At 48.2% G+C, this 24,781-nt stretch carries 22 protein-coding genes; 16 read left to right on the forward strand and 6 right to left on the reverse strand.

Going from position 1 to position 24,781, the window contains the following annotated elements:
* Positions 1-1,344, forward strand: coding sequence for an ABC transporter substrate-binding protein (locus M3661_RS13690; protein ID WP_251485892.1), 1,344 nt, complete (start codon positions 1-3; stop codon positions 1,342-1,344).
* A 92-nt stretch (positions 1,345-1,436) separates the two neighbouring features.
* Here M3661_RS13690 and M3661_RS13695 read toward each other — a convergent pair whose 3' ends face one another.
* Entirely contained in the window at positions 1,437-1,910 is a 474-nt protein-coding gene (locus M3661_RS13695) for a MarR family winged helix-turn-helix transcriptional regulator (RefSeq protein WP_021256175.1), read from the reverse strand.
* Between the two features lie 278 nt (positions 1,911-2,188).
* On the opposite strand from M3661_RS13695, the gene M3661_RS13700 reads away from it, so the two are divergent.
* The 3 genes from M3661_RS13700 to M3661_RS13710 all read left to right on the forward strand — a co-directional run bounded on the left by M3661_RS13700 (position 2,189) and on the right by M3661_RS13710 (position 4,742).
* Positions 2,189-2,887: an ABC transporter ATP-binding protein gene (locus M3661_RS13700; RefSeq protein WP_251485894.1), complete on the forward strand. Its 699-nt coding sequence runs from the start codon at positions 2,189-2,191 to the stop codon at positions 2,885-2,887.
* Entirely contained in the window at positions 2,887-4,215 is a 1,329-nt protein-coding gene (locus M3661_RS13705) for an ABC transporter permease (RefSeq protein WP_251485897.1), read from the forward strand. The genes M3661_RS13700 and M3661_RS13705 overlap by 1 nt, the downstream gene beginning before the upstream one ends.
* Positions 4,216-4,322: 107 nt before the next feature.
* Entirely contained in the window at positions 4,323-4,742 is a 420-nt protein-coding gene (locus tag M3661_RS13710; protein ID WP_251485899.1) for a DNA/RNA helicase, read from the forward strand.
* Positions 4,743-4,787: 45 nt separating this feature from the next.
* Here the strand turns inward: M3661_RS13710 and M3661_RS13715 are convergent, their stop codons facing one another.
* On the reverse strand, positions 4,788-6,062 hold the full coding sequence (locus M3661_RS13715; protein ID WP_251485902.1) for a BaiN/RdsA family NAD(P)/FAD-dependent oxidoreductase: 1,275 nt from the start codon (positions 6,060-6,062) through the stop codon (positions 4,788-4,790).
* A gap of 186 nt (positions 6,063-6,248) precedes the next feature.
* Between M3661_RS13715 and M3661_RS13720 the strand changes: the two genes are divergently transcribed.
* The 5 genes from M3661_RS13720 (at position 6,249) to nadE (ending at position 10,541) form a co-directional block, all read left to right on the forward strand.
* On the forward strand, positions 6,249-8,039 hold the full coding sequence (locus M3661_RS13720) for a two-component system sensor histidine kinase NtrB (protein WP_251485905.1): 1,791 nt from the start codon (positions 6,249-6,251) through the stop codon (positions 8,037-8,039).
* A 43-nt stretch (positions 8,040-8,082) separates the two neighbouring features.
* A complete protein-coding gene (locus tag M3661_RS13725; protein ID WP_251486229.1) occupies positions 8,083-8,844 on the forward strand; it encodes a hypothetical protein in 762 nt (253 codons plus the stop codon).
* A 55-nt stretch (positions 8,845-8,899) separates the two neighbouring features.
* Positions 8,900-9,010, forward strand: coding sequence for a hypothetical protein (locus M3661_RS13730; RefSeq protein WP_005543361.1), 111 nt, complete (start codon positions 8,900-8,902; stop codon positions 9,008-9,010).
* A gap of 199 nt (positions 9,011-9,209) precedes the next feature.
* Positions 9,210-9,644, forward strand: a complete 435-nt coding sequence (locus M3661_RS13735) for a BrxA/BrxB family bacilliredoxin (RefSeq protein ID WP_021256168.1) — start codon at positions 9,210-9,212, stop codon at positions 9,642-9,644.
* A gap of 87 nt (positions 9,645-9,731) precedes the next feature.
* Complete coding sequence (gene nadE / locus M3661_RS13740; RefSeq protein WP_065290149.1) at positions 9,732-10,541, forward strand: ammonia-dependent NAD(+) synthetase; 810 nt, start codon at positions 9,732-9,734, stop codon at positions 10,539-10,541.
* Positions 10,542-10,691: 150 nt separating this feature from the next.
* Here the strand turns inward: nadE and M3661_RS13745 are convergent, their stop codons facing one another.
* Positions 10,692-11,114, reverse strand: a complete 423-nt coding sequence (locus M3661_RS13745) for a hypothetical protein (protein WP_251485908.1) — start codon at positions 11,112-11,114, stop codon at positions 10,692-10,694.
* Between the two features lie 262 nt (positions 11,115-11,376).
* On the opposite strand from M3661_RS13745, the gene M3661_RS13750 reads away from it, so the two are divergent.
* The gene (locus M3661_RS13750; protein WP_251485924.1) at positions 11,377-13,647 is read left to right on the forward strand and encodes a fibronectin type III domain-containing protein; all 2,271 of its coding nucleotides are present in this window, start codon (positions 11,377-11,379) and stop codon (positions 13,645-13,647) included.
* 228 nt (positions 13,648-13,875) lie between these two features.
* On the opposite strand, the gene M3661_RS13755 is transcribed toward M3661_RS13750, so the two are convergent.
* Both M3661_RS13755 and M3661_RS13760 read right to left on the reverse strand, forming a co-directional pair.
* Positions 13,876-15,243, reverse strand: a complete 1,368-nt coding sequence (locus M3661_RS13755) for a Na+/H+ antiporter NhaC family protein (RefSeq protein WP_251485927.1) — start codon at positions 15,241-15,243, stop codon at positions 13,876-13,878.
* Between the two features lie 117 nt (positions 15,244-15,360).
* Complete coding sequence (locus M3661_RS13760) at positions 15,361-16,245, reverse strand: alpha/beta hydrolase family protein (protein WP_251485929.1); 885 nt, start codon at positions 16,243-16,245, stop codon at positions 15,361-15,363.
* Between the two features lie 195 nt (positions 16,246-16,440).
* Here M3661_RS13760 and M3661_RS13765 point away from each other — a divergent pair, with 195 nt between their 5' ends.
* From M3661_RS13765 to murB, 6 genes are all read left to right on the forward strand, one after another.
* Complete coding sequence (locus M3661_RS13765) at positions 16,441-16,827, forward strand: GntR family transcriptional regulator (RefSeq protein WP_251485931.1); 387 nt, start codon at positions 16,441-16,443, stop codon at positions 16,825-16,827.
* Positions 16,824-17,705, forward strand: coding sequence for an ABC transporter ATP-binding protein (locus M3661_RS13770; RefSeq protein WP_251485934.1), 882 nt, complete (start codon positions 16,824-16,826; stop codon positions 17,703-17,705). Before M3661_RS13765 ends, M3661_RS13770 begins: the two co-directional genes overlap by 4 nt.
* Positions 17,692-18,711, forward strand: coding sequence for an acetoin ABC transporter permease (locus M3661_RS13775; RefSeq protein WP_251485937.1), 1,020 nt, complete (start codon positions 17,692-17,694; stop codon positions 18,709-18,711). The genes M3661_RS13770 and M3661_RS13775 overlap by 14 nt, the downstream gene beginning before the upstream one ends.
* A 103-nt stretch (positions 18,712-18,814) precedes the next feature.
* The gene (locus M3661_RS13780; RefSeq protein ID WP_251485940.1) at positions 18,815-19,741 is read left to right on the forward strand and encodes an ABC transporter ATP-binding protein; all 927 of its coding nucleotides are present in this window, start codon (positions 18,815-18,817) and stop codon (positions 19,739-19,741) included.
* Positions 19,725-20,690, forward strand: a complete 966-nt coding sequence (locus M3661_RS13785; protein WP_251485943.1) for an ABC transporter permease — start codon at positions 19,725-19,727, stop codon at positions 20,688-20,690. The genes M3661_RS13780 and M3661_RS13785 overlap by 17 nt, the downstream gene beginning before the upstream one ends.
* A gap of 979 nt (positions 20,691-21,669) precedes the next feature.
* Positions 21,670-22,587 (forward strand): UDP-N-acetylmuramate dehydrogenase, encoded by a 918-nt coding sequence (gene murB / locus M3661_RS13790; protein ID WP_021256157.1) that lies wholly within the window; start codon positions 21,670-21,672, stop codon positions 22,585-22,587.
* Positions 22,588-23,258: 671 nt separating this feature from the next.
* On the opposite strand, the gene bioA is transcribed toward murB, so the two are convergent.
* On the reverse strand, positions 23,259-24,644 hold the full coding sequence (bioA, locus tag M3661_RS13795) for an adenosylmethionine--8-amino-7-oxononanoate transaminase (RefSeq protein ID WP_251485945.1): 1,386 nt from the start codon (positions 24,642-24,644) through the stop codon (positions 23,259-23,261).
* Between the last annotated feature and the right edge of the window lie 137 nt (positions 24,645-24,781).

The raw sequence follows: 24,781 nt of genomic DNA on the forward strand, positions 1-24,781 counted from the left end.
GTGAAAGGGAAGGGCTTGCCATTTCGAAGATTAATTGTATTCGCAATGATGATCATCATGATATTTTCTTCAACCGGATGTGATGAGACCACGATCCCACCGCAATTGCAGGACGATGAGCGAGTCGTAGAATCTAAGCCGCCTTCCGCAATAACCGTGTGGTGCTTCGAACAACAGTATGTAGACTATGCCAAGAAATTCGAAATCGAGCACCCAGGCGTGAAGGTAAATGTAAAGCGTTTTTCTTATGAAGACCATGTTGATGCTTATTTGGATGCCTTAGAGCAGGGGGATGCTCCGGATGTTATGGAGGTTGGCCATGAATTTCTAGGGGAATTTACGGGGATACAAGGGTTGATGGACTTAAATGCCGCGCCTTTTCTCGCGAGCACGCTGAAGCCGGATATTTCTCCTGACTTATGGGATACTGGACTATCCTTTGACAATAAGCGTCTTATCGCTCTCCCAATTACAACTTCGCCGCTTGTCACCTTCTATCGCAAGGACATTATGGAGCGATACGGATTTCCGTCAGACCCAGAAGAATTGGCTATCTACATGGAGGATCCGAACCGCTGGCTGGCAATGGCGGAGAAGCTGAAGGAGCATGGCATTTATTTAATTCAGTGGGATCGGGAACCCATGCAGTGGTTTGAGTCCATGTTCCCGCTACTTAACAGTAAGCTGCAATTCAACCGGAATAATGCCATGATCGCGCAAGGCATGCTGTTGTCTCAGCGTGTTAATGTGCAGGGGCTGGATGCAAATGTCGGATTGTGGACGGATGCGGGGAATGAAGCGCTGCGGAGTGGGAAGCTGGCAATGGTGTATCTTGGTTCCTGGGGAGAGCTGCAATTGGAGGAGTGGGTGCCGCATATGAAGGGATTGTGGAGAGCTACTCGCTTGCCTATGAAGTTGTACGGCTACTCGACAGGCGCATCGCTTATTATGTCTGAACAGGCCCAGAACAAGGAGCTGGCATGGTCGTTCATGAAGAGCGTGTTCTTTGGGGTGACCGATGATGCAACGGTTGCGGCGCATATGCCTTCTCGCAAAGTATTACTGGATAAAGCACGCAGAAGCGAGTTTCTTGGGGGACAGCAGTCAGATCGATTATATATGGAGCTGGCTTCGAAGATGAAGGAGTTCCGTCCAACCCCGCTTGATAAGCTGGCTGTCGAATGGTATCGCAGTACGAGGCAGAAGGGGATCGAGAATAACTCTCCGCCTGGTGTAATACTCAATCAGATTGAGAAGCTCATTGAGCAGCAATTGCAGCAGGAGAGGCGCGTGCTATTGCGATATTCGCGTGCGACATTCAGAACGTTGGACTTGATGTCATGAAGAGAAATAACAAGAGCGGAAGAACATGTTCTTCCGCTCTGTGCGTTGATTCAGCCCTTTTGGAAATTTAAGCGTATTAACTAATGGAATTGCTAGGAGCCCTTTTTCGTGACAAGGCTTAACTTCTCTGCTTGGATCCCGAGCTTCTTGAGCAATTGAATAGCCTCTTTTTTCTCCTCGAGCGTCAGCCCGCTCATGGCACGCTTTAGGAGTAGAGAATGCTTGGGGAACAGTCCCTGCATTTCTTCACGGCCTTTATCAGTCAACTCAGCGAAGATCACGCGACGATCCGTCGCGCAAGGGTGGCGGCGCAGCATGCCGTTACGTTCGAGCTTATCAATGACATAGGTTACGTTTCCGCTCTGTAGAAGGAGCTTGGAACCGATTTGTTGAATGGGTTGAGGCCCTTTATGATAAAGCATTTCGAGTACGGAGAAGTCAGTCGGGTTATATCCTTCTATTTTGCATCCAGCAGCTGAGTGATCCGTTACGCTCTTGAATGCCTTAGAGAAGACACGGAATAAATGCAAGGCAGCTTCGGTCTCATGATCGATTCGTTCAGACATACGAATCCCCCTCATTTCTTGATTTACTCTTTTATCGTATATCGAAGGAGATAGGAGATTAAATGTCTTTTGTCACACTTGTGAAACAATGAACAAAAAAATTTTGAATTATTCAAATTTAGAAAGGGCAATTCGGTAACATTTGGTTGAACCTGGCATTCAGCACATTGAAACTGCCCAGCTCTGTGCAAGAATAGATACGATAGAGTAAACTAAAAGTTAGAAGAACGGTTAGGTACAGCAGCTTGGCTATGCCTAAGATGAAGGGGGAGATCCGCATGGTTGTTCTTGATGCAAGCATACAATCTGCAGGATATGAGAAAGGCGAGTCTAAAATACATAATATCGAGTTTCAAGTAGAAGCGGGTCAATTGGTAGGGTTAATCGGTCCGAACGGTGCTGGGAAGAGCACGACAATCAAGTCCGTGCTGGGCATTATGCGAGATGTTGCTGGCAGCGTTCGGATTGGGGATGGCAATGGAACTTATGCATACGTGCCTGAACAGCCTGTCCTCTATGACTCCATGACATTATGGGAGCATTTAGAACTCGCTGCATCTGCATATGATCTGCCGCAGGAACAGTTTGTCGAGCAGGCGAATTATCTGCTCACCGAATTTCAAATGACAGAGGTGAAGCACCATTTCCCAACGAGCTTCTCGAAGGGGATGCAGCAGAAGCTGATGCTTATCATTGCCTTCATGCTCAAGCCGTCATTATACATCGTGGATGAGCCCTTCATTGGCTTGGATCCACGAGCAACGCGGAAGTTCCTCCGTATGCTTGAGGAAGAACGCAAGCGGGGAGCGGGCGTCCTCATGAGTACGCATGTACTCGACACGGCTGAGCGCGTATGCGACAGCTTCATCCTGCTTCATCAGGGAAGCGTGGTTGCAAGAGGGACGTTTGATGAAGTGCGGCAAATAAGCGGGTTGCCGGATGGAACCCTATTCGATTGTTTCGAGGTGTTGACCTAATGGGGAGCGAGGGACAGGTTCGTCCATTGTCGACGATGAAGGTAACATCCCCGCAAACACTCGCCTTCCGCCGCTTCCAGACGAATATGGTGTATCAATGGCGGGCACTTCGTATCGCATTGGATTGGACGGTATGGTTGTATATTGTCGTACCGCTATTGCTCCTAGGGGTTAAGTTCTATTGGGGATGGTGGGTGGAACCCTTGGATGCTGCATGGTTGAAGCTGCCTATAGCGGTCTGGCTGCTTCCCTTGCTGCTGCCCATCATAAGTGGATCACTTCGCACTTGGGTGGAAGGCGGGGATATTCTCTTCCTTCGTCAGCAGCCCTATTGGTGGAAGCCGCTTGTTCGATTCGGGTTAATTCAATATGCACTGCGAGGAACGATCATAACGGCTGTCATACTGTTACTGCTTGCTCCGTGGCTCATACGCGGGTATTCGTTGCATAGTGCGGATTTACTTACGATTGGATTTGCCGTTAGCTCCTTATCCTACTTAGCAGGATTAGTACGGAACTATAATTTGGCCGCTTTCTCAGGTTGGACACGTTGGATGATCCGCTTTGTCACAGGGGTGGCAGCTCTCGGATTGTATGGAGTTATTCTTTACTTGCTCGGTATTCATGTGAGTTGGGTGCTCGTCTATGGCTCGATTATATTGGTAAGCTGCTTCCCTCTTATTCGCTGGCGAAACCATGTTCAGCATACATTTGAGCATGATGTTGAACGGGAGGGCGAGCTCAAGATGCAATTAACGGCGATGCTGCTGTCGCAGAGCGTGGATAGAGCACAACGGCGCAAACGAACACGCCCAATGTTGTTCCCGAAGTCGGGCTACTTCATGAAGACGAATGAGTCAGGCCGCCTTATTGGAGCTATCGCGGTCAAGTCATTGCTTCGAAGCAGCACCCATCGCAAGTTTTATTTGCAGCTCCTCTTTATTGGAATGAGTGCGTCCTATATCACTTCACTGCATGGTCTGTTCATTCTTATAGGGCCGGTGCTAAGCGGTATTCTCGGATACTGGCTGAGCACGTATTGGAAGGAATTCATCGATGGTGATGTGGCGTCGATGTTCAGCTTCCGCTCAGAGAGTTTGCAGCAGGCCTCGGCGCATATGGCGCGTGTCTTATGTGCAGGGCCGGGCGTGCTGTGGGGGTTGTCTGCAGGTATTGCTGCAACACCTATTATGATTCCGCTATATGTAGCGGGAGGTGGTCTGATGGCTGCCTTCATCGGCAATACAATTGTTACGCTGCGTGGGTGGAAGCAGAAGAAGCAAATGGAGGAGAGACAAGAACAGTCACGTTTGTCCTCTACTGAATAAAGTATTCGGCAACTGCTCGTACAACCAATTGCAGGGCAGCTTGTGTGTATGTTCCTCCTGTCTGGCGGGTATATTAACGTAAGCTTATTCGAATAGGAGGAACGAGGATGCAAGATACGACTGCGATTCGGTTCCGATTCTCGGATCCTGCAGGTGCAAGACTGGCGTTCGATACATTGGAGGAGCTAGGATATACGCCTGCTTACGACAGCGCTAGTGAGACAGAACTGCATATCCATGTAGACAAGCGAGATTTGACCTCTGCGCTTGAGATCGCAGAGGCGCACGGCGGCCAGCTTTTAGAAGAAGCGAGTATGACGGAGATGTCCGTTATGGATCAAGCCTATGGAATGAATTATATCCCTATCCCGGCCCATATGGTCAATGAGGATTGGGCAGATGATGACCGCTATGCGTCTGCTAGGCACAATCCGAGTCATGATGACTTGTCGCATCGTGATGAAGAAGCATACGGGATGTTTGATGATGAGACGACGAATCACTTCCCTGGCGGCATCCATCTCTAATGATAGAAGACAAACAGCCTGCTCTATGAGCAGGCTGTTTGCTTGTTATGCTTGATGTAGGGTCTGCTGAGCAGCATGCATCCCTGCCGTATAGCCAGTTGCGAAGGCAGCTGTAATGTTATAGCCGCCCGTATAGCCATGAACATCCAATATTTCTCCGCAGAAATAGAGTCCATGCGCCTTTTTGGAATGCATCGTCTTCGGATCGATCTCCTTAAGATTCACACCGCCGCCTGTAACAAAGGCTTCCTCAAGCGATAACGTGCCGTTGACCTTCACAGGAAATGCCTTAATCAATTGGCACATCTCCTGCCATGGCTGCTTCGGAATATGGTCGTATGTGGTACTTTCATCGATGCCAGACTGTTCAAGCAGAAGCGGGATTACTCGTTCAGGCAGCAGATGCTTCAGTACATTCTTAATAGCTTTCTTCGGTTCTTGGGCACAAATGCGAAGCGAATCTCGAACAAGCTCATCCAGTGACTGATCAGGCTTCATATCGATGGTGACCTGTACGGTCTGAAGGCCGGAACGCTTCAATTCCTTCACGACGAATTGGCTGCAGCGAAGTGCAGCAGGGCCGGACAGGCCAAAGTGGGTAAAGAGCAGGTCGCCTTGATGCTCAATAATCTTCTTCCCCTTGCTGTTCCATACCGTGATCCGAATATCGCGCAAGGACAATCCTTGAAGCAGCTTCTCACGAATAAAGTACGTATTCGAGGTTAGAGGCACTTCCGTCGGATACAGCTCCGTAATGGAATGTCCGGCAGCCTCTGCCCAAGCATAGCCGTCTCCTGTTGAGCCCGTATGAGGAACAGACTTCCCGCCGGTAGCCAGTATGACCGCTGGGGCATACAATGCGGATCCATCTTTGAAGCGCACACCTTGGACGGAACCATCCTCGTACAGCAGATGTGCGACAGGCTGATTGACACGAATCGCTACTCCTAATCGGCGTACTTCTCCCAGAAGTGACTCAACGACCGTCTTCGCCTTGTCTGATACGGGGAACATACGGCCATTGTCCTCTTCCTTCAATGCAATACCGAGATTCTCGAAGAACTCGATTATATCCTGATTGTTAAAATGATTGAACGCACTGTGCAGAAATCTCCCATTGCCAGGGATATGCTGAATCAGCTCGTCCAGTGGTTTATTGTTCGTTACATTGCAGCGTCCTCCGCCAGATATAGCAAGCTTGCGGCCAAGTCGGTCTCCCTTATCCACGAGAATTACCTTGGCTCCGTTGCGTGCAGCAGAGATGGATGCCATAAGTCCAGAGGGGCCGCCACCTACGACGATAACATCGGTTCGTTCCATTTTGTACTCCTTTGACAGGTCTTTGACAGGGTTAGGATACGCACTGCGCATCCCTTACTGAAGCCTATTGTATCGTAAAAACTAAAACTTCGCTAAAACGTTCGGCTGTTCCATTGAAAAGCCCTCATTTTTATGCTTTAATCAAGCCAATCTTACCATTTTCTATCCTGACAAGAGGAGAACTGTATGTACGTAGCACTTAAGGAAGTCTTACTGCAAAGCCTTATTGCCTGCATACCAGCGATTGCCTATCAAGTCTGCTCCTTGAAGCCAGAGCGGGTGTCCCGCGCCCCTCTCGTCATAGGATTGTCTTCTGCTTTTTCTATGCTGTTATGCATCGTATTTTCCTTCTATACAGAAATGCCCCAGCCGTTTGATTTTCGATTTTTGCCATTTATGCTCGGAGTAATGTATGGTGGATATCGGGTTGGGTTCCTCATGATTGGATTATATTTAGGTATGCTTGGTTTTTTCTATCACGATGGGCATCCCCAGAAGCTGTGGAGTGATGCACTCCTTTATATGATCCCGCTATTGTTTGCTTTTATTAATTCTTTCCGTCATTCCGGATTCCGCCAACGTGTCACTATTATTTTGTCCTTCTCCTTCGCGGGTATTGTTCTCTATTCCTTGGTTTATGGAGTGCTGCTGTGGAGGCATGAACGAGTTATTGATGGCAGTATGCTTCTATCGATGCTCATGCTAGGAGCAGCCTTTTTCTTAACCGCTTACTTAGCTGTGTACTATATGGAAGAGACGAGGGAGAAGCTATTCCTTGTACAAGGATATGAAATCGTCTCTACGAAATATCGTGAAGAAGCAGAGAAGCTGAATCTATTAATAGACACGACACCGCTCGGTGTCATCGCGGTTGATGCACAGACCAATATAACCGCTTTAAATGATATGATGCTGCGCAGTATGCAGAATGCAGCACCTCATGTGACAAAGGGAGACATTCTCGGCCGCCCTTTTCGCTGCCTGTTGACACAGGTGGGGGATATTCCAACTTTGTACGACGGCATGTATCGTGCACTCGCGGGAGAGAAGATGGAAGGCGTAGTGGTGAAATTGGACGAACGAGAGTACGTCGTTAGTACAAGTGCGATTCGAAGCGAGACTACTGGAGCGATAACAGGGGCTGTCGGCATGCTGCATGATATTACGGAGCTGTCGAAGCTGCGTGCAGAGCTGGGCAAGATGGATCGCTTAAGCTTAGTCGGGCAGATGGCGGCAAGCATCACGCACGAAATTCGTAATCCAATGGCGGTTATTCGTGGGTTCATACAGCTGCTCCAAGAAAAGAGTCCCGCGCATTTGAAGGAATACTATCGAATCGTAATGGAAGAGATCGATAGAGCAAACAGCATCATTAACGACTTTCTCGCTTTAGCGCAAAATCGTATTATTGAGAAAGAACAGGTTCACCTTCATGACATTATTCATCAGTTATCACCGTTGCTTTGGGCTGATGCAAATATGAGAGGTCAAGAGATTGCGTTGAAGCTTGCGGAAAATGTGCCGATTTTCCCTGTCAATGTGAAGGAGATGAAGCAGCTTATTCTGAATCTGTCGCGCAACGCCATGGAGGCGATGGAAGCGATGGAAACGGGAGCGGTGCTTACGCTCGAAACAAGATTTGTTGGAGGGCAAGTGCAGCTGCGTATTCAAGATACAGGGTCTGGTATTCCCGCCGACATTGTGGAGCGGCTATTTGAGCCATTTTACACAACGAAATCAAAGGGGACGGGCCTTGGCTTGCCATTGTGCTTGAGTATTGTCGAACAGCATGATGGAACGATAGAGGTGCATACGGGGGAAGATGGGACGGTGTTTGAGGCAGCCTTTCGCCTAGAACAGACGAGCCAATCTCCGGTTCATGTCCCGACAGCTGCATGGGACTCTTCACTTGCACAGCATCCAGTACAACTAGGGAATATACAGCCGGATAAGGAGGAAGCATTGAACCAAGTCTAGTCTTTCGCTAATATGAAGCTTGGAGGTGGATAGGGTGAGCGTCATGCAGCTTGGCAATTTTACAATTCATTGGGGACTGCTCGTTAGCCTGCTCTCCTTGCTTCTAGCAGCTGGGGCGGTGGCGCTCCGGGCACGCGCGGAAAGTGGAATCTCGCGCCGTTATGGAGATTGGGCAATGACAGTTATTCTTGTCGTCATACTTAATGAGAAGTTCGGATTTTTATGGGACACGCCCTCAATCCTGTGGCGGCAGCCGCGTTCGCTGCTGTACATGACAGGTACTTCCACAGAGGGGAACATCCTGCTTGTGCTTGGTATTATGGTATGGACGACCTTATACATACGCAAGCATCAATTGTCTTATCCCGTGCTCATTGATCTATTGTCGCATAGTATGTTGACTTTCGTAACGGCATATGGATGGCTCTATACGCTTAATGGTGGACAGGCCCCGGGATTTACACCGCTGCTTCAGCTTAGTGGATTCCAGGTGGAGGGGATACCGCCGGCTGAGACGCTCGGTTGTATCGTTCTCCTGGCCTTGCTCTGGTCTCGTCAGAGAAGGCTCGGATCGCTTATTGACACACAGATCGCCTTTGTTGTATGCGGTGTAGTCGGCATGCTTGGCAGTTATGCATATGGCAGTGGATCTACATGGATGTACTTAACAGTGGATCAGTGGATCTACAGTGTAATGCTAGCGGTAGGTTATATGGTAACCCGCAGTAGAGAGCGGGGAGTGGCGCATAAGAATACGCAGGCCGAGGCTGCCATGCCTGTAGAGCCTCCTGCATCACAAGGATAGGTCAGTTGCTGCCTGAGCATAATAGAACCGACTTTGTGAAAAGGAGGCCTATGCGATGAGCCAAGATTCAAAGGAACAGCGCAAGCAAGACAAGCAAAACAGCGCTGCGAATGATACCTGCGGAGTCGATAAGAAGTTGAATGGCCCGAATCGCCCTTCTACGTAGGAGGATGCGATCTTCGGTCATGGAGCTTCCTCAGTAATGAGGGCCTAACTGGTAGAAGTCAGCGAGCCGGAACCGTTATCGGTTTCGGCTTTCCCTTGCTTTACTTCACTACAAATGGTTACAATAGTAGCGACAGTGTCCGATGGTACTCATCCATCACTGACAACGGAATTATTTATAGAGTAGGAGTGAAGTACGGATGTCCATGTCTTTTGAGCAATATATGCGTGATATGGTTCAACCTATGCGTGACGAGTTAACTTCCATCGGCTGCGTTGAATTGCGAACACCAGAGGAAGTGGAAGAGAAGCTGGCTACAGCGAAGGGAACAGCACTTGTTGTTGTCAATTCAGTATGCGGTTGTGCCGCTGGACTGTGCCGTCCAGGCGTACGCAAGTCATTAGAGAATGATGCTACACCTGACCACTTGTTCACCGTATTTGCTGGGCAAGATAAGGAAGCAACGGCGAAGGCTCGCGAATACTTCGCACCATATCCGCCTTCTTCTCCATCGATTGCTTTGATGAAGGATGGCGAGCTGGTGCATTTCATCGAGCGTCATCAAGTAGAGAATCGTTCAGCAGAGGAGATTGCTGCTGATCTGACGGCTGCATACGATAAGTTCTGCCGCTAAGTTAACTATGCCCCGCATCTTGTGATGCGGGGATTTTCTATAGAATTGTAGGCCAAGCACGGATGCTTGTAGGAAGGGGACGAAATAATGAGTTTACAGCAAGAGATTATCAAGCGCTTCAACGTGCAGACACAGATCGATCCAGATGCTGAGGTGCGCAAGCGGGTCGACTTCTTGAAGCAGTATGTGTTGAATACAGGAACGAAGGGGCTTCTGATCGCGATTAGCGGCGGGATTGACAGTGCGGTTGCGACGGGATTATGCAAGCAGGCGACGGATGAATTGACTGCAGAGACAGGCAAGGAGTATATGACGCTTGGCGTGTTCCAGCCTTATGGTACTCAGGCAGATATTTCTGATAGCTATGCAACCGCGCAAGCATTCAATCTGAAGCATACGGTAGAAACGAATATTGCTAAAGCGGTTGATGAAGCCGCCCAAGAGGTAGAAGCGGCGCTTAAGCAGCTGCCGGAAGCACGTTCCTTGAGTGTTCCAAATAAGGGAAACATGAAGGCTCGTACTCGGATGGTTGTGCAATACGCGCTTGCCTTTGATCTGAATTTGCTAGTTGTAGGTACTGATCACGCTTCTGAGGCGTTGACTGGCTTCTATACGAAGTGGGGAGACGGAGCAGTGGACATTACGCCATTGTCTTCTCTGAATAAGCGTCAAGTGCGCCAACTCGCGAAGCATATTGGTGTCCCTGCCAGCGTCATTGATAAGGCACCAACAGCAGGCCTGTGGGAAGGCCAAACCGATGAGAAGGAGCTTGGCATTACGTACGAGCATAATAGCGACTATCTCGAAGGTAAGAACATACCGGATGACGTGCGCGAGAAGATCGAGCGCCAATATCAGAAGACGGAACATAAGCGTTCCCCGATTCCCGGCATTTAACAGAACGAAATAACAGGTACGCCGCTGAAAAGCAGTTACCTATTACAGAAGGCAAGCATCGCACTTGATGCTTGCCTTTTTGTATACATTGGACGCTTTCCGAACTACTCGGTATCATGCATGCCTGCTTTATTGCGCCTTCACTTTCGGTTATATCGCGCGAGGATGTGCATCATGGGATACGCCCTGCCAGAATATTTCTTTTAATCGAGGGCGTGCGGCCTGCGGCTGTACTGCGCACTGTTCCTCAAACAGGCTGCCTAGTTTCAGGCAAGCTGTAGACAATGCAGATTCAGAGCCAGCGGCAACGAGCAACCCGCGGGATTCTAAATAGGCGATGACAACTTCATCTTCCTGAAGCTTACGTTTCAAACGGAATGGAGATTCTGGATGATTAAGCTGCTGTTCTGTATATATGAAAATCGAATGTTCAGGATAAAGCGTATGCTCGATGAATGGGAGATGACATGTGATGACTTCTTGCTGAGTAAGTGACGCTAGGAGATGTTGGAGTGTAGAAATAGAGTGTTTGACATTGGCATTCGTGCGTAAGTCCGAATATAGAGTCGTCATAGGTATCCTCCTTGCTGACTGTGTCTGCGTACAGCGTGAGTGCGCTGCTGCGCTGAAGAATGTTATTCTGAGAATTACCCGTATTCTATCAGATCGAACCAAAAAAACAAGTGAACGGACTGTGACGGCTTATGCAATACGGTAATAATTCAGTAGCCCATTTATTCCATAATATGTATAATATAAGTGGCTAGTTTTGTATTTTTCTGTTATCTATTCAATATCAAGGAACTCAATTCATTGAATGGGAAGAGGCGATGGAATGGCAAAGCAGCGTATTAAATTGGCGAATGGTTATCGCGTGTTGTCGGTATGGCTAGCGGTTATTATGCTGGCAGTCTCCAGCATGAGTTCTGCTCGCGCGGAGGAAGAACTGAACGTGTCTGCAAGTGCAGAGATTGTGGCTAAATGGGAATTTGCAAACCTAAAGAACGATCCAGGCATCTTCTATGCTGCATCCGGTTTATCCAAAGATTCCGCTACGCTTATCCAGGAGGTCGGTGGGAGTTCCAGAATAGGATTTACATTCGATGAGAACGAAAAGAGCATCCGTTATCAAGGTTGGGACAAGGGCAAAGGCAAGAAAGCATGGCTAGCCGCCTTGTCGACGAAGGGACTGGAGCAAATTACAGTATCTTCGCAGCAGAAGTCCTCCAGTACTGGGCCTAGGGACTTCAAGCTCCAAATTAGCACGGATCTGGCCAAGTGGACGGACGTTGAAAAAGGCACACTTGTGCTAGGCACGGAATACAGTACTGCCAGCTCGTTAAACGGTACTGCGCTGCCAAGCAGTGCAGCCGATCAAGAGCGATTATATATTCGTTGGGTCGTAAACTCTGATTCAAAAGTGTCAGGCAGCGGCTCGATAAGCGATACCGGCTCAAGTCGAATCAAGGATATCGTTGTTCATGGCGTACCCAAAACGAACAGCTCACTCAAGGCGCCGCAGTTATTAAACATGACCTTCAATGGAGGAACCAAGACAAGCCTGGCGTTTGCTTGGTATACGCCGAAGGAGGTATCTGGCACGAAGCTGCAGGTGGTGGAAGCCTCCGAAATGGAGAACGGCACATTTCCGGAAGCTAAGGCGACTACTTATACGGGAAGTTCCGAAATTATCGAGACATTCATGGTAAAAGGCGATCGATCCTCCAAGAAAAAAACGAAATTCGCAAGCCATAAGGTCACGGCTGATAATCTCAAGCCGGGGACGTCATATCGTTATCGGGCAGGAAATGGGGATGCGGACGGATGGGGAGCTATCGGCTCATTTACTACGGATCACGCAGACAATCGAGATTTTCATTTTATCGTAGGATCGGATTCGCAAGCCTCCAGCAAGTCCACATTCGAACTCTGGCAGGATACGTTCCGCAGAGCGATCGAGCATATCGTGGATCCGAAGTTCTTTATATTAACCGGGGATTTGGTCGACAATGGTGATTTGGAATCACAGTGGCAGTGGTTTCTGGGCCTCCCTCAGCAGGAACTTGCCCGAGTGCCGCTTGTGCCCGTGCTTGGCGGCCATGAGGTGAAAGATTACGATGGAGACGAAACTACGGACAACAATAATTTCTACAACCATTTTAACTTGCCGAAGGATGTAGTGAAAGGTACTCATGACGGTTCCGTGTATGCGTTCGAATATGGGGACGCGCTCTTCATGCAATTCAATTCCCAGTTCGAGGGCGGATTGAATAAAAAAGGAGAACTAGAGTGGGTGGATCCCGAATTCAACGCTCAATTGGACTGGATGAGAAATCAGGTTGCAAAGACTGATAAGAAATGGAAGTTCGTGTCGCTCCACAAAGGCCCTTACTCGGCAGGAGACAATGCTGGACAGTGGGAAGATGGCCGAATCCAGTTCTACAAAAAATACTTGGTGCCCGTATTCGATGAGCTGGGAATTGATATTGTGTTCGAAGCCCATGACCATATGTATATGAGATCCTACCAAATGCTCAATGATAAGCCGATCAAAAACGTGGTGAAGGATAAAGAGGGGAATGTAGTCGATCCGAAAGGCTCCGTGTACCTCATGACAAACTCAGTAGGCGGGAAATTTTACGAAAAACATCCGGGGTATGACGATTATTTTGCAGTCATTGACGCACAGCCCTTCAAAAAGATGTTCACTGATGTTTCGATATCGAACGATGTTTTGAAATTCACGTCCTATACGGCGGCAAAGAACGAAGGGATTAAGAAATACGACGAGTACAGCATTAAAAGAACGGACGGCAAGCCTGGCAAAGTGGAGCAAGCCCACCTGAAGTTCGAGAGCAGAGATGCGATTCTGTCGTGGAGTCGTCCTGCCGTTGCGTCGGAGCCTGTTAGAGGTTTCCGAATATATGAGCAGGATGATAAGGTTGGGGAAAATTGGAGCGTATATGTCCCGGCCCTTCCAAATCAAGCCGAATATAGTTATGTGCTTAAGAACATGGATTCTAAGCAGAGCTATCGCTTCGTAATTAAGGCGGTAGGAGCAAGGAATAATTCGGATTCCGTTCAGGTTGCTCATGGCAATCAATAAGCTTGGCGAAGTGGCGACATCGGGAAGCTTCGGAATTGCGGCTTGAAAAACAAGAAGTGCGAGCATCAGCAGCAGTCAGCTGCGTCACATATTCAATATAACACGGTATAGAACCAAATAAAGCAGAAATAAATAAACCGGTTCCTACTGCATAGTAGAACCGGTTTATTTATATTGTTATCGCTTTTAGATGATTCACTTCGCCATGATCTTAAATTGGAGTCTCGGTTATAATCCTTGCACCGTTGGAGCAGGTGCCGGTTTCAGCTTGCGTGTTCGTCTGTGGCCAATTACCCATGATACGAGCAGTGTCCAGATTGGAATAACCCAGAGGAAGACTGCGAATGGTGCATATTGATGAACGGGAATACCCAATATTGTGCCGCACAGTACCGCAAGCAGGTTCCAAGGAATAATAGCGGCAAAGACGAGCGCGCTGTCCGCAATCACCCTTGCAAGCTGTTCTTTCGGGAAACGCTCCGACCACAGCGGCATCACGCTCCGGCCTGCCATCATAATTGGCAGTGTCTGCGTACAGGATACAAGGGTTAATGATAATCCGAATAAACCGACACGGATGGTTGCTCCTGGCAGTGCGCTGTTGCGCCCGATAAAGGCAGAGATATACGGCTCCAGCGAACGAGTAGCCTCCAATATGCCATTAAAAGCACCCGCGATCATAATAAATAGGACAAGCTCAATCATATTCAGTACTCCCTTCGTATGAAGGGAAGGGAGCTCGGCATTTTCATATCCAAACAAGAAACCATTCACCCATTCGACTGGCGTCGCTCCTTGCAGCCATGTACCGATCACCAGAGCAACAATAATGGACAAGGTAAAAGCAATACGAGCCTGCAGTCGGAATATGATTGCGATAATCAAGACAGCAGCTGGAGCGAACAGCCAAGGACTGAAGGTGAAGTGGCTATGGAATGATTCCATGCGCAGTGCTTGTTCTGGTACAGTCCACTTCCCCTGTGTATCGAACCACATGAAGAATGCAGTCGCTGAAGCCAGTGCCAGCAGCGTGGTTGGCACGAGAGCTGGGTATTGGCGACCGACACTCGTCCCTGTAGAGTCCGCGACAAGACGATGCGTGCTGGAGAATGGCGATGTCCGGTCTCCGACAAATGCGCCGGAGACGAGTGCCCCTGCCATAAGCGGCAATGGAACGCCCGCAATCGCAGCTACCCCCATCATAGGGATGCCTACAGCACTAAGTGTTCCAGTTGAAGTCCCGAGCAGCATGGAGAAGATCGTGGAGAACCAGAACGTGAGTGTTGTCATATAAGCAGGATCGATCCAAGACAACCCCTGTTCGATAAGATAAGGGATCGTTCCGCTTATGGTCCATGCGGGAATCATAAGTCCGACCATAATAAGTATCCAAGCTACCCCAAGTGTATGCTTGGCTCCATCCCTCATATAACGAAGCAGAGAAGTCCATGTATTGCCTTGGCGACGAGATAAGATGGTGAGAACGATGAAGCCGAGTGCAAACCCAATAAGGAGTGGAACATGAAGCAAGTAAGCTGCAGTTAGTCCTGCAATGGTAGTCATAATGACCGTAATCAGCTGTTGTTTCGATAACATGGCAATTAGGCAACTCCTGTCTTATACTCTAATGCTGCATCTATCATGCAAGCAATAATCATCACGATGGTTCAAGCAGATTACGTTCAGGTTGTACTGTCGTTCTTCGCTGGCAGTTCAATGTGGGTGGTGATGAAGCCAGTCCGAGGTAGCCTCGATTGCAGCTTCAAGTGCTGGGGTCGTGCCTTGGAAGGGATGAACTGTATTAAATGTGTGTCCGGCATTATCAATGGTTATCCATTTCGCTGCAGGATAGTTATCAATTAGCTGTGCCGATCCCGCGCGGAATCCAGGCAAATCATCGGAGCCTTGAACGAGAAGCAGGGGGAAATGAGCCTTCTTCATACGTTCAATCAATGCATATCTCTCCACATTAGCCTCCAAATCCTCCAGCATAACTCGATCTAATGGCAATGCCTCTTTGGTGCGGGCATTAATAACGGCAGAACGCCCGGATTGCCTCATCTCCTCCTTCTGTTGTTCCGTGAACAAATCCATATGCGTAACACCATTCCACGAAATTACGCCACTTACCGCATCCGGGTGGTCGAGTGCATAGAGCAGACTGCTTGCGCCTCCACGGCTATGTCCGAGCAAGTAAATGGGTGTCTCCGGCAATACATCATATTCGATTCTTTCAGAAATTATCCACTGGCCAAATTTATCTGAACGTACCCAGTGGAAGAGACGATCTATATCTTCCTGCTCTCGCTGATAGGTGTTAACGGCAAATCGATCAGGTTCATCGAAGCGATCGAGCGAAGGGCCAACACCGTTATATGTGAAGTTGAAGGTTAGGGTCAGGAGTCCGCTGCGTTCAGCTAGCTGTTCACCGACATAAGGGAACATGCCCCAATCCTTGAATCCCTTGTAGCCGTGGGCTACAAGAAGCACACCTGTCTTTGGCTTTTCCTTTGAATTGAAGGTGCTGCCAGGGGTGAAGGCATCGCCTCGCAAAATGCGTTCTTGCCCTTCCCATGTGAGCGTAAATGAATGTCTCATTAATCCGACCCCCTTGGTCTGATAATATCCAGCCATATTGTAACACAGAATAAGAAAAATGGTGCATGGTATTCCAATAAATGTATTGACATATTTAGGTTTACAGGTGTACTATGTGTACTAGTTGAAGTAGTACACTTGTGAACGAATCTATTTGAAGCTGCTACGTGATTGCAAATGTGAAAGGAGGCTGCCATGTTTCGATTACATGAACAGAGCGCTATGCCGATTTATGAGCAAATCGTCGAACAGATGAAGGCTCTAGTTGCGCAGGGAGCGCTGCAAAGCGGAGACAAGGTGCCGTCCGTGAGGGAGTTGTCGACAATGCTGTTAGTAAATCCAAATACAGTGAGCAAGTCTTATCAGGAATTAGAACGCCAAGGAGTAATTGTGACGGTTCGAGGCAAAGGAACATTCATTGTGGATACACCTTTCCCTCGCATGGCGAATGAACGAATGACGAAGCTGAAGGATGAATTGAACCGCATCGCCGTTGAAGCGAAACATTTGGGGCTGGAACGGAAGGAATTTATAGAGATGGTGGAGCAAGCTTCGGAGGAATGGTGGAGGGATGAATCATGATGCGAGTGACGGATGTCCATAAAGCAATAGATGGGAAACCGATACTTCGCGGAGTAAGCTTTACGATTGAACCAGGGAAAATCATTGGACTCGTAGGACGGAATGGAGAGGGTAAGACCACCTTACTGCGGACGTTGGTTGGGGTATACGACCCAGATCAGGGCAGTGTATCGTATGACAGCAAGGATATTCACACGCACACACATGCGGCATGCAAGCAGGATGTTGTATTCGTACCCGATGCTCCAACTGCGCTAGAAATGTACACGATTCGGGAATGTGCTGCGTGGTACGGAATGATCTATCCCAAATTCGATTTGTTCTTCTTTACGTCGGCGATGGAGCGGTTCAAGCTGCCGATGCACAAGCGAGTTCGCACCTTGTCCAAAGGGATGAAGATGCTGTTCAGTACAGCGCTTGGTCTTGCAACGAAGGCGGGGTTGATCCTATTTGACGAACCGACGAATGGCGTCGATGCCGTTGCTAAGAAACAGCTCCTCAGCTTAATTGTCGACTCGCTCCATGAGAACAATTCCATTGTCATTTCGTCACACATGCTTAGCGAGCTTGATCGGATTGCCGATTCTGTGGTTCTGCTGCGAGATGGGAGAACGGATGATATATGGGAACTGGAGCTTTTGCGCGAGCAGATGAAGAAGCTGCAGGTCGTATTTAACGGGGATAAATCTCCGATGTGGCTGCATCGGGAAGATGTGTTCGTTCTACAACAGGTCGGCCGTGTATATACGGTTATCCTAGAGTCGAATGAAGCATTGACAGAATTGCAAGAGCTGAAGCCGCTGCTCGTCGATGAGCTCCCATTGACGCTAGAGGATTGGTTTATCGGGAAGGCGGGAGATAACGATGATGAAGCATAAGCTGTTCGTAAAGGCGCTCTGGTGGAAGGAGTATCGTCAGACACGCGTTATGCTGTGGCTCATGCTGCTGGCGAGTTTTTTTCCTATCGTTTATTCGCACATGTGGAAGCTGTGGTTGGCTCCTGATTCATTGAAGGAGATTTTTGCTCAGAACTTTACTGATGCATTTCATCATGGCCTTCTTAGTGAAAGGTTATATGGGGATTATGGCGGTGGATTGATCTTTATCATTATTAGTAGTTTTATATTGTCCGTTTGGCTATTAGGTCAGGAACGGCGGAATCAGATGAATGAGCATATGTTTGCCCTGCCTTATCCAAGATGGATATTGTATTTGACCAAATGGATGATTGGTATTGTGTACATTGTGAGCACAATTGTTATTACACTGGGATTAGATTTCGTGGTGCTCGCATCCTCGCATTTAAGTGAATATGTCTCTATAGGGGAGATAGTTGTACGAGGACTCCATATGATTTTTGTAGCAGTATCCATATACACGCTTACCTTGTTCCTAGGATCCTTTACAGGTACATGGTCGATGCAGGCGTTGATGTTTCTGTTGTGCATGACGCTGTTTGATTTTTTGCGGTTTGTCATAGGGAAATTCATTCATATATTCATGATTCCTGTGTCGGAATCCGCTCAATCTGTGCTGGACGGTGGAGGATGGGACAGTTTCTTTAATGTAGGGGAATGGATCATTCATGAAGGGCCAGGTTATTCGTATGGGTTTGTAAGTGTCGTTTCGATATTGTTATTACTCGCTGGCATGTGGCTGTACTCCCGCAATCGTGCGGAGAATAACGGCAAGCAGTTTGTATTCCCTGTTATAGAAAAGGCTTATACTGTGTTAGGTGTCATATGTGCGGCGCTATACGGGGGATATTTGGGTTATGAGTTTTTTTATCCGGGAAGGATTGGATATGTGTGCGGAGCCGGGGTTGGCGCTGTACTTTGCTATCTAATTATTCGAACATTTACACATATACACACACGCCGATAAAAAATATAGATTTTGCTGCTGATTGAGAGAATCGTCCATGCGTAATGTTATGCAGAAGCTAGGTTCCGAAATTATAGATTTTCTGGTGGGAGGTTCGTGACTTATGAGTTCAGAAGCAGTCCTTCAGCTCCGCAATGTAACCAAACAAATTGGTAAACGCACAATCGTGGATCAGATATCCTTCGATGTTCCGGCGGGAGAAGTATTTGGATTTCTGGGTCCCAATGGGGCGGGCAAGACGACAACGATTCGGATGATTGTGGGTTTAATTTCGATGACATCTGGTGAGATCTACGTGAAAGGAATTCCTGTGCACAAACAGTTCGAGCAGGCAATGACCCATATTGGAGCGATAGTTGAAAATCCAGAGATGTATAAGTTTTTGACAGGGTATCAAAATCTCGTATATTACGGACGAAGACATTCGGGCATAACGAAAGAGCGGATTGACGAGGTCGTGAAGCTCGTTGGGTTGGAAAATCGCATTCATGAGAAAGTAAAGCGTTATTCACTGGGTATGCGGCAGCGGCTTGGTGTCGCTCAAGCGCTGTTGCACAAGCCTTCCGTACTAATTCTCGATGAGCCAACGAATGGGCTGGATCCAGCGGGGATCCGTGAGCTGCGAGATTATTTGCGCAACTTGGCGCATCAAGAAGGCATCAGTGTCGTCGTATCCTCTCATTTATTGTCTGAGATGGAGCTGATGTGTGATCGAGTTGCGATCATCCAGACTGGCAAGCTGATCGATGTTCGCTCAATGAGGCAATTGAAGGAGAAAGCGGATACGCAGCATATCGTGATTGATGTCGAGAACCCGAAGGCAGCTTGGGAGATGCTATCTGCAATGATGCCCGATCTTGATATGCATGTTGATGAAGGCCAGCTTCATATTTCGGCAGGGCGCAAGCGGGTGCCTGACCTGACAAGGGCGCTCGTGCATGCAGACATCGATGTGTACGGCATTCAAGCGGCAAATCTGTCATTGGAAGATCAATTTTTGGAGCTGACAGGAGGTGAGCGTATTGTCTAGCTACTACAATCTCATTCAGAACGAGAATATGAAGATATATCGGCGCCCTCGTACATGGATTATGATCGGAATACTTATGGCTGTTATTGTGCTGCTGACCGGTATTATGGAAATTGACAAAGATCCGCGCAAGGGTGAGGGATGGCAGCAATATCTTGTCCAATCCAATGAACATTTGAAGCAGCAACTTGCAGACACCAGTGGAAATATTGGGCCGGACGCGAAGCAGGAGTTAACGAACCGGATCCAGCTCAATGAATACTACATGGAGCATAATCGTAATCCGCATGCCTTGAACATATGGAGCATCGTGAATCTTTCTTCGAAGCTGATGCTGGTTGTTGTTCTATTTACTGTTGTTATTGCAGCGGATATGTTCGCTGCCGAACATTCGTGGGGGACGATCAAGTTATTGCTCGTTGGGCCCGCCTCACGCACCCGCATATTACTGAGCAAGTATGCGGCTACCCTCCAATTTGCATTTGTTCTTACTGCAATCAATATTCTATTCTCCTTTTTGGTAGGAGGGGTTGTTGAGGGTTTTGGAGGTTTCTCACAGTCACTCATAGGTATCGGAGAAGACGGTGCAATTGTAGAAAGTTCGAGGCTGCTTGCGCTGCTGAAGGATTATGGGTTCAGTATCATTGAGCTAGTTATGTTTGTGACATTGGCCTTTATGATATCGGCGGCATTCCGCAGCTCGTCTATGGCTATCGCATTTTCCCTGTGCTTTTTGCTCATTGGCGGAAATATGGCAGCGCTCTTCGCGCATTATAGCTGGGGGAAATATATACTGTTCGCCAATATCGACCTCCGTCCGTATTTCGAGGGAACACCACTCCGCCCGGATATGACGCTCGGCTTCTCGATTGCCGTGCTGATTGTTTACTTCCTTGCATTTCACGTTGTTTCTTGGCTTACCTTTACAAAGAGAGATGTAGCAGGATAATAGAGCTGGGCCGCCTACTTGAATAGGCGGCTTTTGTTGCTTCTGAGTACATTCACACCTTCTGCACCTTCCGACTTCCTATTTCCCAGTAATGACCTTGAACCATGAATGAAGAAATGGACATTCGTTGAAAGCATACTTGTAACCGTACTATGCCACTGTATGGAACGAGCGTATTTCAATCAACAAGACAACTTCGATGATAAGTTCTCAAATCTTATTTATGCTTGCATGTTACGTAGTGATGAATCCCCCACCCCTTTGATTCAATTTATGTTTACATGTAACACAACGAAGAATCATTTACCTCTTTGATTTGGTGTCATCTATTTATGTTTGCATGCAACACGGCGAAGAATCATCTACCTCTTTGATTTGGTGTTATCATTTATGCTTGCATGTAACACAGCGAAGAACCATTTACCTCTTTGATCCGGTGTTATCTATTTATGTTTGCATGCAATGCAGCGATGAATCATCTACCCTTTTGGTTCTGTGTCTCTATTTATGTTTGCGTGTAACGCATTTGCGAATCATCTCTATCTATGATTGAGCGGCATCAGCAGAGCATTAACGCCGTTTCGAATCAGTTGCATCTTGATTGCGTATCATCAGAACTTGTTCTTATTTGCATGTAACAGGCTTTTGCATCATTTGCAGCTTCACTATCAATGCGCCGCCCTCACTATTGTTGCCATTCGCCCATGTTCGTGCATATGTTGGAGTAGTGGCTCCACGTACTGATTATCTTTCATGAGACTAGGGGCATACATGCGGGCTTGGACAAGGGGTGACTTTTGCCATCTTAATTGTCTGAGAAAATTTGATATACTGGAATGTATGTAAGGGAACGTCCATACAACGATAGAGAGCTTCACATAGGCGAACACTCTCGTATTGGTATGGCTATAATGGATGTTAATGTGAAATGAATGTAATGGTAAGGTTGAATGAATAAGATAAGTAAGGATGGAATAGCATGCATAACCTCTCAGAACGGTATCATGAATTATGTAAACGGATTGCGGAAGATTCGATAAAACAAGGTGAATGGCTTAAAGAACATACTTATACCCGAATGGGTGGCAAGGCCGATTTGTATGTAACGCCCGATAATTACGAAGGGCTGCAAGTTGTCATTGATTTCGCACGTCAGCATGAACTGCCGCTAACGATCCTTGGATTCGGCTCCAATCTAATCGTGAAGGATGGCGGAATTCGTGGAATTGTTGTCAATTTGAACAAGTTGAACAAAATCGAACGCCACGGAGATCAGATCATCGCGCAGAGCGGTGCGGCAATTATCGACGTATCGCGTGCCGCGCGGGAGCATCATTTGTCGGGACTTGAATTCGCTTGCGGCATACCGGGTTCTGTAGGTGGAGCATTGTACATGAATGCTGGTGCATACGGCGGAGAGATTGCGGATGTATTAGAAAGTACGCTGGTGCTTACGCCGGAAGGGGAGCTAGTTCGGCTTACCAAGGAGCAGCTTGAATTAGGATATCGCCGCAGCAACATCGGTCCGAAAGGATATATGGTGCTGGAAGCAACGTTCTCACTTGTGCCGGGAGAATATGATGCAATTAAGGCGAAGATGGATGAACTCACATTTTTGCGTGAATCGAAGCAGCCGCTTGAATATCCATCTTGCGGCAGTGTCTTTAAACGTCCTCCGGGGCATTACGCGGGACAGCTCATTCAAGAATCCGGCCTGCAGGGAACGCGTTTGGGTGGTGCTGAAGTATCCACGAAGCATGCAGGATTCATCGTTAACGTGGACAATGCGACTGCAGGCGAATATATCTCTCTTATTCGCCACGTACAAAAGACAGTTAACGAACGATTCGGCGTCGAGCTCGAAACTGAAGTTCGCATCATTGGCGAAGACGAATAATCACATCCTCAGATCTTGTAAATGGTTTGAGATAAACGGAGCAGCATACAATTCAGACTAGTTGCAAAAGTTATAGAGCCCTATGGAGCCAGAACCTAATTCCAATATTGATGGAATTCCTCTGGTGTATCCACAGGGCTCTTGTTGTTTGTGTTGTTTGTCTAGTGATAGCATTTGGGTGTGTGATTTGTCCTCTTGCGGAGGAAAAAACACTGAAATGTCTTTCAAATAGTGGACACATTTTCGGAGGAGAGGTACCTACCCAGAAGTCTTTTTTTATCTATATATGGTTATATATGTTCATATTTGTTTCTATATATAGAAATTCAGGTATGGAGGACATACTATCCTCTTTGTCCACCTTTGTATAGACATTTTTCTTGTTTGTCCATTCACAGTGTACAAAATAGTAGCACGCGCAGATAAGTGTCTTAATTAGTTGCATTGATCTCACCAACGCCGTAAAATGCTGTCGGTCGAAGCCAAATGCCAAATGCCGAAGCAAAAACCAAGACCAAGATCCGAGACCGCAAGACCGAGACCAAGACCAAGACCAAGACCGAATCCGAATCCGAATCCGAATCCGAATCCCCAGCCTAAGCCAGAGTCATCTTTCTATGATTTCTTTCTTTTATGTTTAACTGGGCTTATTTTCTCCGCTGGTTCCCTGTTTACTCTAAGCACGCTGGCGCTTGCAGCTGCAGAACGCGGCGGAGCACCCGGATGGTGCGAGCGGCGATGTCATGCACATCGTCTGGCGTGGCGCATAGCGGCAGCCAGAAGTAGAGGGTGTCACCGAGCGGGCGGAGGATGAGTCCATCCTCGAAGCCCGCCTCGTACATTTGCGCCCCGATGCGCTGCTCGGGCGCAAATGGTTTGCGGTGTTCGACATCCTCATATAGGTCGAACGCCGCAACGAACCCGAGCTGCCGCACATTTGCAACGTGTGGCAGCTCGGCAATGCCGCGCATCGCCTCGCCGAGCGCGGCAATGGTGTCTTGCGCTCGTTCGAGTGTATGCTCCTCCTCGAACAGGCGCAGGGAAGCGAGGGCCACGGAGCACGCCACCGGATTGCCGGTGAAGCTGTGGCCGTGGAAGAATGTCTTCTGCGCCGCGTAATCATCGTAGAACGCGGCGTAGATGCTGTCGCGGCACAGTGTAGCCGCGAGCGGCATTATGCCTGCGGTCAGCCCCTTGCTGAGACACATGATGTCGGGGCTGACCCCGGCGTGCTCACAGGCGAACATCTTGCCCGTTCGCCCGAACCCCGTTGCGACCTCGTCCGCAATAAGGTGGACATCGTACGCAGAGCACAGCTCGCGCAAGCCTTGCATATAAGCGGCAGGCGTCATGATCATGCCGCCAGCGCCCATCAGCATCGGCTCGACGAGGATGCCCGCGAGTGTATCACCCTCGCGTTCGAACAGCTCGCGCACCGGCGCTAGTGCCGCCTCCGCGACCTCCCGCTCGCCAATAGGGCCGGATATGCGAGTAGTGCGCATATCCGGCGCAGGCACGCGGTGGGCATGGAACAGAAGCGGCTTGAAAAGTGAATGGTAGAGCGGAACTCCGCCCACACTTACCGCGCCCAATGTATCACCATGATAGCTGCCATCCAAATAAACAAACCTTGTCTTCGAAGGGCGGCCAATCTGCTGCCAGTATTGAAAGGACATCTTAATAGCGACTTCCACAGCAGTCGATCCATTGTCCGAATAGAATACCTTATTTAGCCCCTCGGGGCTAAGCTGGACAAGCTTCTCCGCCAGTTCTATCCCTGGGGCATGAGTTAAGCCGCTGAACATAATGTGATCGAACTGATCCAACTGCTCGGCAATCGCGGCCTTAATGCGTGGATGCCCATGTCCGTGAAGGTTGCACCACCAAGAAGACACGGTGTCGTAATAGCGACGCCCTTCTGCATCGTATACATACATGCCCTCCGCACGTTCAATTAACACATGATCACGATCGGCATACTCCTTCATTTGTGTAAAGGGATGCCAGACATACGAACGATCCTTATGTAGAAGAGATTCCCGTCTTTCTGTTTCCATCTCATTTCCAGCTCCTTTGTAAATAACGAACGCTCTGAATCTTTAATGTTAACTGATTATTATATATAAAGGTTAACATTGAAGATTCGGCAGGGCAAGAACTTTACACGAGGGCATTGTCTGAAGAGAGACACTAT

It is taken from the genome of Paenibacillus sp. MER 180 (assembly GCF_023713665.1).
In the GTDB taxonomy this organism is placed as follows: domain Bacteria; phylum Bacillota; class Bacilli; order Paenibacillales; family Paenibacillaceae; genus Paenibacillus_B; species Paenibacillus_B suaedae.